Here is a 14270-nt window from a genome sequence, read left to right on the forward strand (position 1 = left end):
GCCAATATTGGTGCGCACGGCGGTGTCCGAAGCGCTGGCAGAAGTCGGCGGGGACCCGCCATAGTTGGCCCACTTCCGTGCATTCGACCCGACATCCTTCCGGATCCCGCCGGAAACCACGTCGACTGGGGGTCCCCATGGACCGAGCTGACCGCTTCGACCGAGCTGACGACGCCCCGCGCGAAGGGGCCGCCCCGCACCGGGACGGCCTGTCCGCCCCAGGCGCCATGTCCCGCAGAAACGTGCTCGCCGCGAGTGCCGCGGTGGCGGCCCTCGCGGCGGCCACCGGCCCCGCCCTGGCCTCGGGCGGGCCGTCGCCGGCGCGCCGGCCGCCGCGCGCCGACCGTCCGGTGGACAACCGCTTCTGGACCTCGTACGCGCACTGGCGCGCCGGTACCGCCGAGGGCGCCGTCGCCGTCGCCGGGGTCCGCCCCGGGCTGCGGATCGGGAAGCCGGCGGGCCGCACCACGTACACCGACCCGCACACCGGCAGGACCGCCGAGTGGGAGTACGCCCGCTGGACCTCGCCCACGCACCGCACCACGGTCCCCGCGACGGAGCTGATCGCCTCCTGGAACGCCCGCACGCCCGCCGGCACCTGGATCCAGGTCGAATTGCGGGGCACGTACGCGGACGGCACGCAGAGCCCCTGGTACGTGATGGGCCGCTGGGCCTCGGGCGACGACGAGGAGACCGACATCCGGCGGACCTCCGTCGACGGCCAGACCGACGGCAGGTCGACGGTGTGGACGGACACGCTCTCCCTGGACGACACGGACGCCGGGCCGCGCGTCGTCTCGTACGAGCTGCGCCTGACGCTCCACCGCAGGCCGGGCAGTGCCGCGACCCCCACGGTCTGGCGGCTCGGCGTGATGGCCTCGGCCGTCCCCGACCGCTTCACGGTCCCCGCCTCCCGGCCGGGACTCGCCGAGGAGCTGGCGGTCCCGCGCTACTCGCAGGAGATCCACAAGGGCCAGTACCCGCAGTACGACAACGGCGGCGAGGCCTGGTGCAGCCCCACCTCCTCGCAGATGATCATCGAGTACTGGGGCCGCGAGCCGACCCCGGGCGACCTCGCCTGGGTCGATCCCTCCTATGCCGACCCGCAGGTGTGCCACGCGGCCCGCTTCACGTTCGACTACCAGTACAACGGCTGCGGCAACTGGCCCTTCAACGCGGCGTACGCGGCGACGTACCGGGACCTCCAGGGCGTCGTGACCCGCCTCGCCTCGCTGAGCGAGCTGGAGACGCTGATCGCCGCGGGCATCCCGGCCATCACCTCCCAGTCGTTCCTCAAGGAGGAGCTGACGGGTGCCGGGTACGGCACGGCGGGCCACCTGATGACGGTCATCGGCTTCACGGCGGACGGCGACGTGATCGCCAACGACCCGGCCTCCCCCACCGACCCCGCGGTGCGCCGCGTCTACAAGCGCCGCGAGTTCGAGAACGTCTGGCTGCGCACCAAGCGCTACAACGCCACCGGCAAGGTCGTCTCCGGCACCGGTGGCGTCTGCTACCTGTACTTCCCCACCAAGCTCTCGGCGCGCCGCCGCGAGGCGCTGGCGGCGGTCGGGATCCGCTGAGCTAGGCCGCGGGCCCCTGCCCCGAAGGCGCCCCGCCGCACGGCAGGGGGGCAGGGGCCCGCGCCGTCTCCCGTGATCAGGCCCGCCGCGGCGACGGCACCGGGTTCACCACCCAGTCCGGGTGCCCCGGCATCGGCGGCGTCTTCGAGCCGTACAGCCAGGGGTGGAGGAAGCCCTCCAGGTCCTCGCCCGCGACCTTCGACGCCAGGTCGACGAAGTCCTCGGTGCCCGCCGCGCGGCCCTTGAAGCCGCTGAGCCAGGCACGCTCGATCTTCTGGAACGTCGCGTCGCCGACCCGCTCGCGCAGCGCGTACAGGACGAGGGCCGAGCCGTCGTAGCGCATGCGCTTGAAGAGGTTCGGCTCGGTGGGTTCGGCGGGGGCGCCGTAGTCCTTGCGCCACTGGTCGTGCGCCGCGTACGCGGTCTTCATCGCCGCCTCGAAGCTGTCGCCGCCGTGTGCCTCGGAGTACAGCCGCTCGTAGAACCGGGCGTGCCCCTCGCTCACCCACAGATCGGACCAGCTCTTGAGGGCGACGCTGTCGCCGAACCACTGGTGGGTCAGCTCGTGCACCATGTTCCGCTCGGCGTCGACCTTCGTGCCCAGCAGGTCGGCCTTGGGGACGAGGGAGAGCGTCTGGGTCTCCAGGGCCACACCGAGGTCGGTGTCGCCGACGAGGATGCCGTACCGGTGGAAGGGGTAGGGGCCGAGCCTCTCCTCCAGCCACTTCAGGTGGTCGGGGGTGAGCCCGCGGTACTCGGCCGTCGGCTCGACCAGGGTCTCGGGGACGACGTCCCGCAGCGGGAGGCCGCCGGGCCCCTCGCCGTCGACCAGCCGGAACCTGCCGACCGCCAGCTGCACCAACTGGGTGGAGAGCGGCTGCTCGGAGTCGTACGTCCAGCGCACCCGGTCGCCGGGGACCTTGGTGCGCGAGACCAGTCTGCCGTTGGCGACGGCCGTGCGGTCGCTCGGCGTGGTGATGCGGAAGGTGACGGGGGCCCGTCGGCTGGGGTGGTCGTCGGCCGGGAAGATCAGCCGGGCGCCGTTCGGCTGGGGGTAGACCACCGTGCCGTCGGGCGTGGGTATCCAGCCGTAGTCCTCGATCGCGTCGTCGCGGTGCCGGGTCTGGCTCGGGTCGGCGGTGTAGGTGACCTTCACCGTGAACGAACTGCCGTCGCGTATCGGGGACTTGGGCGTGACGGTCAGCTCGTCGCCCTCGCGGGAGGCGCCGGCCCGCGCGCCGTCCACGGTCACGGTGTGCAGGGTGTTGCCCGCGAAGTCGAGGTTGAAGCGCGACAGGGCCTGCGTGGAGGTGGCCCTGATCGTCGTCGTCGCCGCGAACGGCGTCTTCGGCGCCTGCCAGTCGAAGTCCAGGTAGTAGCGGTCCACCCGGTACCCGCCGTTCCCGTCCAGGGGGAACAGGGGGTCCCCGATACCGGGCGCGCCCGGCGTCGGCTTCTCGGTGGAGGTGGAGGTGGAGTCGGAGGCTGAGGCCGGGGCGGCCTGGGAGGCGGGTGCCGTGAGGGCGGCCGCCGCGGTGATCGCGGCGGCGAGGGCGAGCCGCGCTCCGCGGTGGGTCGTCCGGTCGGTGCTCATCGGGAACCTCTCGGTCGGATGCTGCGCGTACACGCGCCGTGTTCCGTCCTAGACGCGCGGCGTTCCGTCCGAGTTGCGGGACGTTCCGTCCGAGTTGCGGAGGGCAGGTCCGGGGCGTGACCAAGCTCTCTCTCACAAACGGGTTTAGTGCTGGCATGGTGGAGGGGTTCCGTGGGGGGACACCACTGCCGGAAGAATCAGTGAGAAGAACATGACCGCTTTCTCTGCCACCGCCGTTCGCGTCGGAGCCCGCACCGGCGGCCCCGAGGAAGACGGGCCGACCCTCTTCGAGCACCTCGCGGGCTGGACCCTCGTCGTCGTCCTCGCGATGCTCGTCACCCAGACCGGCCTGCTGTGACCCGCTCGCGGCTCTCATACCGCGCCCGTCACGCCCCGCCCCTCACGCCGAGGCCGTGAGGGAGAGCCCGCCGGCCACGATCGAGTCCGAGCTGACCAGGGCCTGTTCGGCGCTCACGTCCGTCATGAAGACGAACGGCGGTACGAGGGGCGGCACCGGCAGCCTGTCGGGGGTGAAGGTCAGACACAGCAGGCCTTCGACGCACCCCTTGAACTTGGTGAGGTAGAGCGTGACCGAGCCGCTGAGGTCCAGCGTGTCGGCGCCGAGGGCGAGTTCCCCGCCGCCGTCCCGCGTCCTGAGCCGGTAGTCGGTGAGCGAGGCCGCCTTCATCCGCAGCACCATGACCTTCAGCGGCCCGTCGGCGGTCGGGATCTCGGTGACGCCCGCCACGATGAAGCCCTGGGGCGCGAAGAGCGCCGTGGTGATGGTCGGCGGGGTCCGCGCCGCCACGGTCGACGGGGCGGCGGGCCGCGCGCCGGCCGGGGCGGCCTTCGCGGGGTTCCCGTTCACCGTCCCCGCGACGATCAGCACCGGCAGCAGCACGGCGAGCGTCCGCGTGCCCTGCCCGTCCCGCGCCTTGGGCCGGGCGGGGTCCTCCTCGGCGTCCTCGGGGACCGGCGTCCAGCCGAAGCCCATGGCGCTGCCGGCGATGCCGAGGAGCATGCCGACGAGGAACCCGCCGAGGTTGGTGGCGGCGAAGGACAGCACCGAGAGGAGCAGGGCGTTGAGGCTCACGTAGTGGCGGGTGTGCGGCAGGAACCACAGGAAGAGACCGGCCACCACCAGCGCGATCCCGATGCCGAGCGCCGCGAGCCCGCCGAGACCGAGGCTCACCAGGACCGTCACCGGCGACAGCGGCACGAGCAGCAGTTCGGCGCCGCCGAGGATCAGCAGCAGCCCGCCCCAGAAGGGCCGGGTGCGCCGCCAGCGGCGGACGGTCCGCCGCCGCTCGGGACAGGGCAGCAGCCGGTCGAGCCGGCCGCCGCCGTCCTTGCGGGGGCCCCGGACGCCGCCCGAGGAGCCGCCGGTCAGAAGCACTTCTTGCCGCCGAGGCTGACGTCGACCCGCATGCCCTTGAGCCGGAAGTTGCCGCCGGTCGCCGACCAGGCGTGCGACTTCACCCCGGAGACCGTGATGTCCCCGGCCTGGAGCCCGAACTTGCCCTTGTCGCCTTTGACCCCGGCCACCTCGTCCAGCGTCGAGGCGTCCCGGCCGATCTCCGCGGTGCCGAAGCGGGCGTCGCCCACCAGGTCCTCGGCGTCGATGATCAGATTGCTCGCGGTGACCTCGCCCGCGTCGCCGCCCGCGGTCAGCTTGAAGACGACCGTGCCGACCGGGGTCTTCACCTCGGCGGCCTGGCAGATGTCGGACAGGGTGGCGTCACCGATTCCGAGGAGCGCCACCGGGTGCCCCTTGCCGTCGATGTCCCGGTCCGTCTGGACGTACGAGGACAGGCCCTCGCTGGTCAGCTTGCCCGAGGAGACCTGGAAGCTGGTGCCCGACACGGCGAAGGACGCGGCGAGCGCGCCCTCGGCCATCACCGCGGCCAGTGCGCCGACGGCCAGAACGGCCGGCAGGGCCACCACGGCCGTCTTCTTCCAGGAGGTCCTGCCCTCGCGTAACGCGTCGCGTGCTGCGCTCACTGTCTTCCTCCCGTACGTCGTTCCGCGTCGTCGAGCGTGCGTAGGAGTGCGCAAGGCTGCGCACGGGTGCGCAAGAGGGGGTGCGTGAAGCGCCGTCGGGAGCCGGTGGGCAGCGGGTGCCGCTCTGCCATACTGCGGACATCCCACGGCAGTTGGAGACTAGGGCCGCAATTGAATAATAGTCAACAGCGCGGCGGCGACCGCTCCGCGGCACGGCGCGCCGAACTCATCACCATCGGCCGGAAGTTGTTCGCCGACACGTCCTACGACGCCCTGTCGATGGACGACATCGCCCGACACGCGGGCGTCGCCAAGGGGCTGATCTACTACTACTTCAAGTCCAAGCGCGGGTACTACCTCGCGATCATCGAGGACTCCGTCGGCGACCTCGTCGCGCGCGCGGCACGCCACGACGACCTGCCGCCCGTCGAGCGCGTGCAGCGCACCGTCGACGGGTATCTGCGCTACGCCGAGCACCACCAGGCGGCCTACCGCGCGATCATCAGCGGGGGCGTCGGCTTCGACGCCGAGGTGCACGCGATACGGGACGGCGTGCGCGAGGCGATGATGGGGACGATCGCCGAGGGGACGTACGGCCACAAGGACGTCCCGTGCCTCGTCCGCACCGCGCTGCTCGGCTGGCTGTGCAGCGTCGAGGGCGTCACCCTCGACTGGATCGGCCGCCGGGACCTGCCGCGCGCGACGGTCTGCGCGCTGCTCGTGCGCACCCTCGGGGACACGCTGCGCGTCATCGAGGACTTCGAGCCGTCGTACCCGGCGCCGGCGCGGCGGCCCTGAGACCGCGCACGCGTCAGGGGCGGGAGCCGGCCGGCCCCCGCCCCTGACGCGTTCCTGAGCAACGTCAGTTGATGGCCTTGATCAGCTCACCGCCCGCCGTGTCGCCGCTCAGCTCCCAGAAGAACGTGCCGCCGAGGCCCGCCTGGTTCTTGTAGTTCATCTTCCCCGCGATGGTCGCCGGGGTGTCGTAGCTCCACCAGTTGTTCCCGCAGTACGCGTACGCGGTCCCGCCGACCGTGCCGTTGGCCGGGCACTTGGTCTTGAGGACCTTGTAGTCGTCGATGCCCTGCTCGTACTTGCCCGCGGCGGGGCCGGTGGCGGTGCCGCCGGGCGCCTTCTGGGTGACGCCCGTCCAGCCGCGGCCGTAGAAGCCGATGCCGAGCAGCAGCTTCTGCGAGGGGATGCCGAGGCCCGTCAGCTTCTTGATGGTGGCGTCGGAGTGGTACGAGGCCTTCGGGATGCCGCTGTAGGAGGTCAGCGGCGAGTGCGGGGCGGTCGGGCCCTTCGCGTCCCAGGCGCCGAAGTAGTCGTACGTCATCGGGTTGTACCAGTCGACGTACTGGGCGGCGCCCGCGTAGTCGGCGGCGTCGAGTTTGCCGCCCGCCGAGGCGTCGGCCGGGATCGCCGCGGTCACGAGGTTGCCGCTGCCGAACTTCGAACGGACCGCCGACATGAGGTTCTTGTACGCGGCGCGCCCGCTGGTGTCACAGCTCAGACCGCAGGCGTTCGGGTACTCCCAGTCGATGTCGATGCCGTCGAAGACATCGGCCCACTTGGAGTTCTCCACCAGGTCGTAGCAGGACTTGGCGAAGGCCTCGGGGTTCTTGGCGGCCTCGGTGAAGCCGCCCGACCAGGTCCAGCCGCCGAAGGACCACAGCACCTTGAGGTTCGGGTGCTTCTTCTTCAGCTTGCGCAGCTGGTTGAAGTTGCCGCGCAGCGGCTGGTCCCAGGTGTCGGCCACGCCGTCCACCGACTGGTCGGCGGGGTACGCCTTGTCGGTGGCCGCGTAGGCGTCGCCCATCGCGCACTTGCCGCCCTGGACGTTGCCGAAGGCGTAGTTGATGTGCGTGAGCTTGTCCGCCGAGCCGGACGTCTCGATGTTCTTGACGTGGTAATTGCGGTCGTAGACACCCCATTCGGTGAAGTAACCGACGACCTTGGAACCGGCGGCCGCCGCCGCGGCCGGGGCGCGGTCCGGCTCGGCGGCGGCGCTGCCGGCGCCCGTGAGCAGACCCGCGCCGAGAGCGGCGCAACAGGCGGTGGCGAGGGCGGCCCGGAGGCCGGCGCGGGGGGAGTGCGGTCTGAGCATCGTGTCTCCTCGTGGGGGGAAACAGGGAGGGGGAAGTCGTGCCGTGGACCTACTGGTGCGCGGGGAAGCGCTTGGCATGAACGCGGTGAGGCGTTGCGGGGAACAGTAGGAGGACTAGACCAGTACGGTCAATGGTTCGTACCAATCCGGCGGCGGGTGACGATCGAGAGACATCTTTCGAGTAAGCGGTCGTTAACTAGTGACTGGGTGCCGCCGATCGGGCATACTCAACGCGCCGCAGCCGCTGGTCAGCCGCTTTCGTGACCCGAAAGGAGACCCTGGCTCACGGCATCGTTTCCGGCGTCGCCGCCTCACCCTTCGCGGGCGTCCGCCGTAGCCCCACAGGGAGGAGAGCGTCATGCCCGACCACGCCCCGCAGCCGGTGGACCGCCAACTGCCGACGGATGAGGCCAGGGATCTGCTCTCGCTCGTCCGGGACATCGTCCAGCGCGAGATCGCCCCGAGGGCGGCCGAGGAAGAGGAGGCCGGGCGCTTCCCGCGCGAGGTCTTCACCCTGCTCTCCGAGGCCGGCCTGCTCGGCCTCGCCTACGACTCCGCATTCGGCGGCGGCGATCAGCCCTACGAGGTCTACCTCCAGGTCCTGGAGGAACTGGCCGCCGCGCGCCTGACCGTCGGCCTCGGCGTCAGCGTCCACTCCCTGTCCTGTCACGCCCTGGCCGGGTACGGCACCAAGGAGCAGCAGGCCGAGCACCTGCCCGCCATGCTCGGCGGCGGCCTCCTCGGCGCGTACTGCCTCTCGGAGCCCGCGTCGGGTTCGGACGCCGCGTCCCTGCGCACGAAGGCCGTGCGCGACGGCGACGACTGGGTCATCGACGGCACCAAGGCCTGGATCACGCACGGCGGGGTCGCCGACTTCTACACCGTGCTCGCCCGCACCGGCGGCGAGGGCGCCCGGGGCGTCACGGCCTTCCTGGTGCCGGGCGACGCCGAGGGGCTGAACGCGGCGGCGCCCGAGAAGAAGATGGGCATGAAGGGCTCGCCCACCGCCCAGATCCACTTCGACGGCGTACGCGTCCCGGACTCCCGCCGGATCGGGGACGAGGGGCAGGGCTTCGCCATCGCCCTCTCCGCGCTCGACTCGGGGCGGCTCGGCATCGCGGCCTGCGCCATCGGCGTGGCCCAGGCGGCACTGGACGAGGCGCTCGGATACGCCACGCAGCGGCGCCAGTTCGGCCGGGCCATCGCGGACTTCCAGGGACTTCGCTTCATGCTCGCGGACATGGCGACGCAGATCGAGGCGGGCCGGGCGCTGTATCTGTCGGCGGCCCGGCTGCGCGACGCGGGCCGGCCGTTCGCCAAGCAGGCGGCCATGGCGAAGCTGCTGTGCACGGACGCCGCGATGAAGGTGACCACGGACGCCGTGCAGGTGCTCGGCGGCTACGGCTACACCGCGGACTTCCCCGTGGAGCGCTTCATGCGCGAGGCCAAGGTGCTGCAGATCGTCGAGGGCACCAATCAGATCCAGCGCATGGTCATCGCCCGTCACCTCGCGGGTCCCGAGTCCCGCTGAACTGCCCCAGGGCGACGGTCGGCGTGACGAGCCGGGCCCACTCCGGGTCGTGCCGCCCGGGCAGGGTCCGGTCGCGGTCGGACCAGTGGCGCAGCAGGGCGCGGTAGATCGGCGGGTCCTGGTGGGGCGGCTGCGGCAGGCGGGACTGCTGCGGGGCGTGGGGCTGGAACGACTGCTGCTGGAAGGGCTGCTGGTACGTCTGCGGCTCGTACGCCGACTGCTCGTATGCCGACTGCTCGTACGGCTGCTGCCGGGGCGGCTGATGCGGCTGGGGCCGACGGGGCTGCTGGTACGCCTGCTGGGAGAGCGGCTGCTGGGGGAGCGGCTGCTGGTAGGGCTGCCGGCGCGGGTCGACCTGCTGGGGCCGCTGGGGAACCGATTCTGCGGAGGCGGGCACCGTCACCAGGGTGCGCCGTCGGCGGCCGCTGGGAACGTGTGTGGGGCCCATGTCCGTGGGGGTCATGCCAGGCCAACGGAGGCCGCGGCACCTTGGTCACCGCCTGGCGGATTAGGGCGTCAGTTCACGGCACCCGCGTGTCGGGGCGGCGTACGCCGGAGCGTCGTCCCGCGCCCCCTCCAGGACCGGCGGCCGCGCCCGGGAGAACGGCCCGACGCGCCACCGCGACGCCCGGCGCCTCAAGGGCGCGGACACCCCGATTCCGCACCACGGCGGCCTCGCGGCCGTGGCGCGGAATCGGCTACGGGTGCGTCAGGCTGCGGGCCGCTGCTGTCGGGGCACCCGGATGGGGCGCGAGCCCGGCCCGCCCACGTGCGAGAACGGCTGTTTGCGCCAGTCGAGTCCCTGAGGGAGCGTCAGCAGCAGGGCGGTGTCCTGCTCCTGGACCTCCATCGACTCGTCGGCGGGCGTGGCGTCCGCGGCGGCGCGGCCGGTGCCGGCGCAGACCGTGAGCCCGAACGGGTTCCACGGAGTGGGGCACAGCGCGTGCTCGGGCAGGACGTCCTCGTCGGCGAGGAGCGCGATCGGCTGCCCGCAGTCGGGGCAGTTCACGCGGTACATCTCAAAGGTGTCGTACGCGTCGAGAAGGGCGTCAGCCGGTTCGACGCCCTCCGGCTCGGGCTCTGCCACCTGCTGCTGCTTGCTGCGGGTGGACCTGCCGGGGCGCTTCAGATTCTGCATGGGACTCTCCCCCTTGGGTGGGCCGACAAGGCACTGCGGCCTCGACCACAGCAAGCACTTCCCGTCCCGTCGTAGAGGTAATCGTGGCATCCCCTCGGACACGGGCACAGCGGTGTGGCGTTCGTCACATAACCCATGTCGCGGGGGTGCTCCGCCGGGGCCCGCTTCCCGCGCTCGGGTATCCGCGGGGATCAAGAGCCCTGTAGGTTCTGCGCATGGAGGAGCTGGACCGACAGATCGTGCAGCTGCTCGTCAAGGACGGGCGGATGAGCTACACCGACCTGGGCAAGGCCACGGGCCTGTCCACGTCGGCCGTGCACCAGCGGGTGCGCCGCCTGGAACAGCGGGGCGTCATCCGCGGCTACGCCGCGGTCGTCGACCCCGAGGCCGTGGGGCTGCCGCTGACGGCTTTCATCTCGGTGAAGCCGTTCGACCCCAGCGCGCCCGACGACATCGCCGAACGCCTCGCGGGCGTCCCGGAGATCGAGGCGTGCCACAGCGTCGCGGGCGACGAGAACTACATCCTCAAGGTGCGGGTCGCCACCCCGCTGGAACTGGAACACCTGCTGAGCCGGCTGCGCGCCCTCGCGGGTGTCTCCACGCGGACGACCGTCGTGCTCTCCACCCCCTACGAGGCGCGCCCGCCCCAGGTGTGACCCGCGCGCGAGGCGCGTGCCCGCAGGGGCGAGACTGGTACCCATGAGCCAGCGCACCGCCCCCGAGGACGCCCGGGACCCCCAGAGCCACCGCACCGTGCTGCTGCGCGGCGGCGACGTCCACAGCCCCGCCGATCCGTTCGCCACCGCGATGGTCGTCGAGCGCGGCCATGTCGCCTGGGTCGGCTCCGAGGGCGCCGCGGACGCCTTCGCGGACGGCGTGGACGAGGTCGTCCACCTCGAAGGCGCCCTGGTCACCCCGGCGTTCACCGACGCCCACGTGCACACCACGGCCACCGGCCTGGCCCTGACGGGCCTCGACCTGTCCGCTGCCCGCTCGCTGGACGAGGCGCTCGTCTCCGTACGCGAACACGCCGCCGCCCGACCGCACGACGCCGTCCTGCTCGGCCACGGCTGGGACGCCGCCCGCTGGCCCGGCGGCCGACCGCCCACGCGCGTGGAGCTCGACGAGGCCACCGGCGGCCGTCCCCTCTACCTCTCCCGCATCGACGTCCACTCGGCGGTCGCCTCCACCGCGCTGCTGGACCTGGTGCCCGGCGTCACCGGGCGCGCCGGCTATCACCCGGACGCCCCGCTCACCGGCGACGCCCATCACGGAGTGCGCGCCACCGCCCTCGGCGCGATCACGCCCCGGCAGCGCACCGAGGCCCAGCGGGCGGCCCTGCGCCGCGCCGCCTCGCTCGGCATCGGCTCCGTGCACGAGTGCGCGGGCCCCGACATCTCCGACGAGGCCGACTTCACCGGGCTGCTGCGGCTCGACGCCGAGGAGTCGGGGCCCCGCGTCATCGGCTACTGGGCCCAGTGGGGCGAGGAAGGCGTGGCGCGCGCCCGGGAGTTGGGCGCGGCCGGCGCCGCCGGTGACCTCTTCGTGGACGGCGCCCTCGGCTCCCACACCGCCTGCCTCCACGAGCCGTACGCCGACGCCGCCCACACCGGCACGGCCCACCTGGACGCCGCCGCCGTCGCCGCCCACGTCGTGGCATGCACCGAGGCGGGCCTCCAGGCGGGCTTCCACGCCATCGGGGACGCCGCGGTGGGCTCCGTGACCGACGGGCTGCGGCTGGCCGCGCAGAAGGTCGGCCTGGCCCGTCTGCGGGCCGCGCGGCACCGCGTCGAGCACGCCGAGATGCTGACCCCCGAGACCATCGCGGCGTTCGCCGAATTCGGGCTCACCGCGTCCGTCCAGCCCGCCTTCGACGCCCTGTGGGGCGGCGAGGACGGCATGTACGCCCGGCGCCTGGGCGCCGAACGGGCCCGCACCCTCAACCCGTACGCGGCTCTGCTGCGCGCCGGCGTGCCCCTCGCCTTCGGCTCCGACAGCCCCGTCACCCCGCTCGACCCCTGGGGCACGGTCCGCGCCGCCGCCTTCCACCGCACGCCCGAGCACCGCGTCTCGGTGCGCGCCGCCTTCACCGCGCACACCCGGGGCGGCTGGCGGGCCGTCGGCCGGGACGACGCGGGCGTGCTCGTGCCGGGCGCGCCCGCCGACTACGCCGTGTGGCGCACCTCCGATCTGGTGGTGCAGGCCCCCGACGACCGCGTCGCCCGGTGGTCGACCGACCCCCGCTCGGGCACGCCCGGCCTGCCCGACCTGTCGCCGGACGCCGAACTGCCCGTCTGCCTGCGCACCGTGGTGGGCGGCCGGCCGGTCCATGTGGGGCCGGACGAGTGATGTCCCGGCGGTGCGCGGCGCCCGTGGCGGCCCGCCGCGGTTCCCGACTACCTGGGAATCCTCGGCACTGACCTGGTGGTCTTTGTCATCACCGCAGCTCACAGGGGTATTGACAGACAGCCGCCGTGGGCCGGTAGGTTCGGCCGGGTCCACCACAGGACGTCCGACCGGTGAACCTCCACGCAGTCGTCGAACGCCGCTGGGTCATGGGCGGTGTGCCGCACCGGCGCACCGCCACTGGGAGCCAGGTCCAGCGCCGGCGACGCGGAGGCGAGGGAACGTATCAGCCGATCGGCAGGTGTGACCCGGGTGGGGCCCGGACGCTCAGTAGACAACGGCTTTCGGTCGACCCGCAGCCAGCGGGTCCCAGGTCGGCCCGAAGGGCGCCGGGCCCCGATCCGCTGTGCGGACCGCCCCTACTCCAGTGCCGCCGCTGCGGCGCAGGCCGGGGCCACTATGGTGGTCCTCTGCGTACGAACGAAGGGGCAGTAGTGAACGACGGCGGTCGGGTCTCCGAAGCGGGGGACCAGGGGAGGCAGTTCGGCTCGCTCGGCACGGCCTTGGTGATCATTCCGACCTACAACGAGGCGGAGAACATCCAGGCCATCGTCGGCCGGGTACGGGCCGCGGTCCCGGACGCGCACGTCCTGGTCGCCGACGACAACAGCCCCGACGGCACCGGCAAGATCGCCGATGAGCTCGCGGCCGAGGACGAGCAGGTCCACGTCCTGCACCGCAAGGGCAAGGAAGGCCTCGGGGCCGCCTATCTCGCGGGCTTCCGCTGGGGCCTCGACCACGACTACGGCGTACTCGTGGAGATGGACGCCGACGGCTCGCACCAGCCCGAGGAGCTGCCCCGGCTGCTCACCGCGCTCAAGGGCGCCGACCTCGTGCTCGGCTCGCGCTGGGTGCCGGGCGGCAGGGTCGTCAACTGGCCCAAGCACCGCGAGTTCATCTCCCGCGGCGGCAGCACCTACTCGCGCCTCCTGCTCGATGTGCCCATCCGGGACGTGACGGGCGGCTACCGCGCCTTCCGCCGCGAGACCCTCGAAGGCCTCGGCCTCGGCGAGGTCGAGTCGCAGGGCTACTGCTTCCAGGTCGACCTCGCGCGCCGCGCCGTCAAGGCGGGCTACCACGTGGTCGAGGTGCCCATCACGTTCGTCGAGCGCGAACTCGGGGACAGCAAGATGAGCCAGAACATCGTGGTCGAGGCGCTGTGGCGGGTCACCGCCTGGGGCGTGGGGGAGCGGGTCGGCCGGGTCGTCGGCCGCAAGCCCGCCGGGCGCCCGCAGGACCCCGCCTCTTGATCATCCCCCTTATCCCGGCCTGAGGCGGACCCAGGCACACTGGAGGCATGACGACTGGCGCACCGCCTCCCCTCCGCCCCGCCCGACCCCGGCGCTCCGGGCCCCTGAAGTTCCTGCCGCTCGGCGTCGCCGCGTGGCTCGTCCTGGAGATCTGGCTGCTCACCGTCGTGGCGGGCGCCACGAGCGGGCTCGTGGTCTTCCTGCTCCTGGTGGGCGGCCTCCTGCTCGGCTCCGCGGTGATCAAGCGCGCGGGGCGCAGGGCCTTTCGCAGGCTCAGCGAGGCGGTGCAGCGCCAGCAGAGCGGGGTGCCGCCCGAGCAGGAGTCCGGGAGCGGCGGCGGGGCCCTGACGATGGTGGGCGGCCTGCTGATCATCCTGCCCGGGCTGATCTCGGACGCGCTGGGGCTGCTCCTGCTGGTGCCGCCGGTGCGCGAGGCCGTCGGGCGGTATGCCGAGCGGACCTTCGAGCGTAAGGTGCGGGAGGCGGCGCCGGTCGGTTTCGAGGACGCCTTGCGGCAGGCGCGGACGCACCACCCGGACGGCAAGGTCGTCCAGGGCGAGGTCATCAGGGACGAGCCGGCGGCCCGCGGCCCCCGTCCGGACGATCCCCAGCTGCCGCGCTGACGCGCCCCGGGGCCGCTGAACGCACGGGGGCCGTAGC

Annotated in this window: 14 protein-coding genes; 8 read left to right on the top strand and 6 right to left on the bottom strand. The window is 72.7% G+C overall.

All coding sequences use genetic code 11. The features are described 5' to 3' along the window. The first annotated feature begins 227 nt into the window (after positions 1-227). On the top strand, positions 228-1583 hold the full coding sequence (locus ACZ516_RS26030) for a peptidase C39 family protein (protein WP_469011852.1): 1356 nt from the start codon (positions 228-230) through the stop codon (positions 1581-1583). 76 nt (positions 1584-1659) lie between these two features. Here ACZ516_RS26030 and ACZ516_RS26035 read toward each other — a convergent pair whose 3' ends face one another. Next, positions 1660-3177 carry a M1 family metallopeptidase gene (locus tag ACZ516_RS26035; RefSeq protein WP_469011791.1) on the bottom strand — a complete coding sequence of 506 codons (1518 nt, stop codon included), beginning with the start codon at positions 3175-3177 and terminating at the stop codon, positions 1660-1662. Positions 3178-3388: 211 nt separating this feature from the next. On the opposite strand from ACZ516_RS26035, the gene ACZ516_RS26040 reads away from it, so the two are divergent. Beyond that, the gene (locus ACZ516_RS26040; RefSeq protein WP_358582290.1) at positions 3389-3535 is read left to right on the top strand and encodes an SCO1431 family membrane protein; all 147 of its coding nucleotides are present in this window, start codon (positions 3389-3391) and stop codon (positions 3533-3535) included. 42 nt (positions 3536-3577) lie between these two features. On the opposite strand, the gene ACZ516_RS26045 is transcribed toward ACZ516_RS26040, so the two are convergent. Beyond that, positions 3578-4567: a DUF6114 domain-containing protein gene (locus tag ACZ516_RS26045; RefSeq protein WP_469011853.1), complete on the bottom strand. Its 990-nt coding sequence runs from the start codon at positions 4565-4567 to the stop codon at positions 3578-3580. Further along, the gene (locus ACZ516_RS26050) at positions 4564-5178 is read right to left on the bottom strand and encodes a DUF6230 family protein (protein WP_361078504.1); all 615 of its coding nucleotides are present in this window, start codon (positions 5176-5178) and stop codon (positions 4564-4566) included. Before ACZ516_RS26050 ends, ACZ516_RS26045 begins: the two co-directional genes overlap by 4 nt. A gap of 171 nt (positions 5179-5349) precedes the next feature. Here ACZ516_RS26050 and ACZ516_RS26055 point away from each other — a divergent pair, with 171 nt between their 5' ends. Continuing rightward, positions 5350-5976 carry a TetR/AcrR family transcriptional regulator gene (locus ACZ516_RS26055; protein WP_358912625.1) on the top strand — a complete coding sequence of 209 codons (627 nt, stop codon included), beginning with the start codon at positions 5350-5352 and terminating at the stop codon, positions 5974-5976. Positions 5977-6040: 64 nt separating this feature from the next. Here the strand turns inward: ACZ516_RS26055 and ACZ516_RS26060 are convergent, their stop codons facing one another. Next, positions 6041-7285 (bottom strand): glycoside hydrolase family 18 protein, encoded by a 1245-nt coding sequence (locus ACZ516_RS26060; RefSeq protein ID WP_358912627.1) that lies wholly within the window; start codon positions 7283-7285, stop codon positions 6041-6043. A 358-nt stretch (positions 7286-7643) separates the two neighbouring features. Here ACZ516_RS26060 and ACZ516_RS26065 point away from each other — a divergent pair, with 358 nt between their 5' ends. Further along, complete coding sequence (locus tag ACZ516_RS26065; RefSeq protein ID WP_469011793.1) at positions 7644-8816, top strand: acyl-CoA dehydrogenase family protein; 1173 nt, start codon at positions 7644-7646, stop codon at positions 8814-8816. Here the strand turns inward: ACZ516_RS26065 and ACZ516_RS26070 are convergent. Together ACZ516_RS26070 and ACZ516_RS26075 are read right to left on the bottom strand one after the other, a co-directional pair. Beyond that, positions 8779-9279 carry a hypothetical protein gene (locus ACZ516_RS26070; RefSeq protein WP_469011795.1) on the bottom strand — a complete coding sequence of 167 codons (501 nt, stop codon included), beginning with the start codon at positions 9277-9279 and terminating at the stop codon, positions 8779-8781. The genes ACZ516_RS26065 and ACZ516_RS26070 overlap by 38 nt on opposite strands. A gap of 246 nt (positions 9280-9525) precedes the next feature. Then, on the bottom strand, positions 9526-9954 hold the full coding sequence (locus tag ACZ516_RS26075; protein ID WP_358582302.1) for a hypothetical protein: 429 nt from the start codon (positions 9952-9954) through the stop codon (positions 9526-9528). 215 nt (positions 9955-10169) lie between these two features. Between ACZ516_RS26075 and ACZ516_RS26080 the strand changes: the two genes are divergently transcribed. From ACZ516_RS26080 to fxsA, 4 genes are all read left to right on the top strand, one after another. Continuing rightward, positions 10170-10610, top strand: coding sequence for an Lrp/AsnC family transcriptional regulator (locus tag ACZ516_RS26080; RefSeq protein ID WP_030789227.1), 441 nt, complete (start codon positions 10170-10172; stop codon positions 10608-10610). Between the two features lie 43 nt (positions 10611-10653). Next, entirely contained in the window at positions 10654-12303 is a 1650-nt protein-coding gene (locus ACZ516_RS26085; protein WP_469011796.1) for an amidohydrolase, read from the top strand. A gap of 491 nt (positions 12304-12794) precedes the next feature. After that, positions 12795-13610: a polyprenol monophosphomannose synthase gene (locus ACZ516_RS26090; RefSeq protein ID WP_361078492.1), complete on the top strand. Its 816-nt coding sequence runs from the start codon at positions 12795-12797 to the stop codon at positions 13608-13610. A 47-nt stretch (positions 13611-13657) separates the two neighbouring features. Further along, a complete protein-coding gene (fxsA, locus tag ACZ516_RS26095) occupies positions 13658-14233 on the top strand; it encodes an FxsA family membrane protein (RefSeq protein ID WP_469011798.1) in 576 nt (191 codons plus the stop codon). The last annotated feature ends 37 nt before the right edge of the window (positions 14234-14270 follow it).

It is taken from the genome of Streptomyces sp. NPDC034037, from assembly GCF_055575715.1.

What these genes read in the sequence shown, in the direction of transcription:
- ACZ516_RS26030 (WP_469011852.1), top strand. Translation starts at nt 228, where the DNA reads ATGTCCCGCAGAAACGTGCTCGCCGCGAGTGCCGCGGTGGCGGCCCTC.
- ACZ516_RS26035 (WP_469011791.1), bottom strand. Translation starts at nt 3,177, where the DNA reads ATGAGCACCGACCGGACGACCCACCGCGGAGCGCGGCTCGCCCTCGCC.
- ACZ516_RS26040 (WP_358582290.1), top strand. Translation starts at nt 3,389, where the DNA reads ATGACCGCTTTCTCTGCCACCGCCGTTCGCGTCGGAGCCCGCACCGGC.
- ACZ516_RS26060 (WP_358912627.1), bottom strand. Translation starts at nt 7,285, where the DNA reads ATGCTCAGACCGCACTCCCCCCGCGCCGGCCTCCGGGCCGCCCTCGCC.
- ACZ516_RS26065 (WP_469011793.1), top strand. Translation starts at nt 7,644, where the DNA reads ATGCCCGACCACGCCCCGCAGCCGGTGGACCGCCAACTGCCGACGGAT.
- ACZ516_RS26070 (WP_469011795.1), bottom strand. Translation starts at nt 9,279, where the DNA reads ATGACCCCCACGGACATGGGCCCCACACACGTTCCCAGCGGCCGCCGA.
- ACZ516_RS26075 (WP_358582302.1), bottom strand. Translation starts at nt 9,954, where the DNA reads ATGCAGAATCTGAAGCGCCCCGGCAGGTCCACCCGCAGCAAGCAGCAG.
- ACZ516_RS26080 (WP_030789227.1), top strand. Translation starts at nt 10,170, where the DNA reads ATGGAGGAGCTGGACCGACAGATCGTGCAGCTGCTCGTCAAGGACGGG.
- ACZ516_RS26085 (WP_469011796.1), top strand. Translation starts at nt 10,654, where the DNA reads ATGAGCCAGCGCACCGCCCCCGAGGACGCCCGGGACCCCCAGAGCCAC.
- fxsA (WP_469011798.1), top strand. Translation starts at nt 13,658, where the DNA reads ATGACGACTGGCGCACCGCCTCCCCTCCGCCCCGCCCGACCCCGGCGC.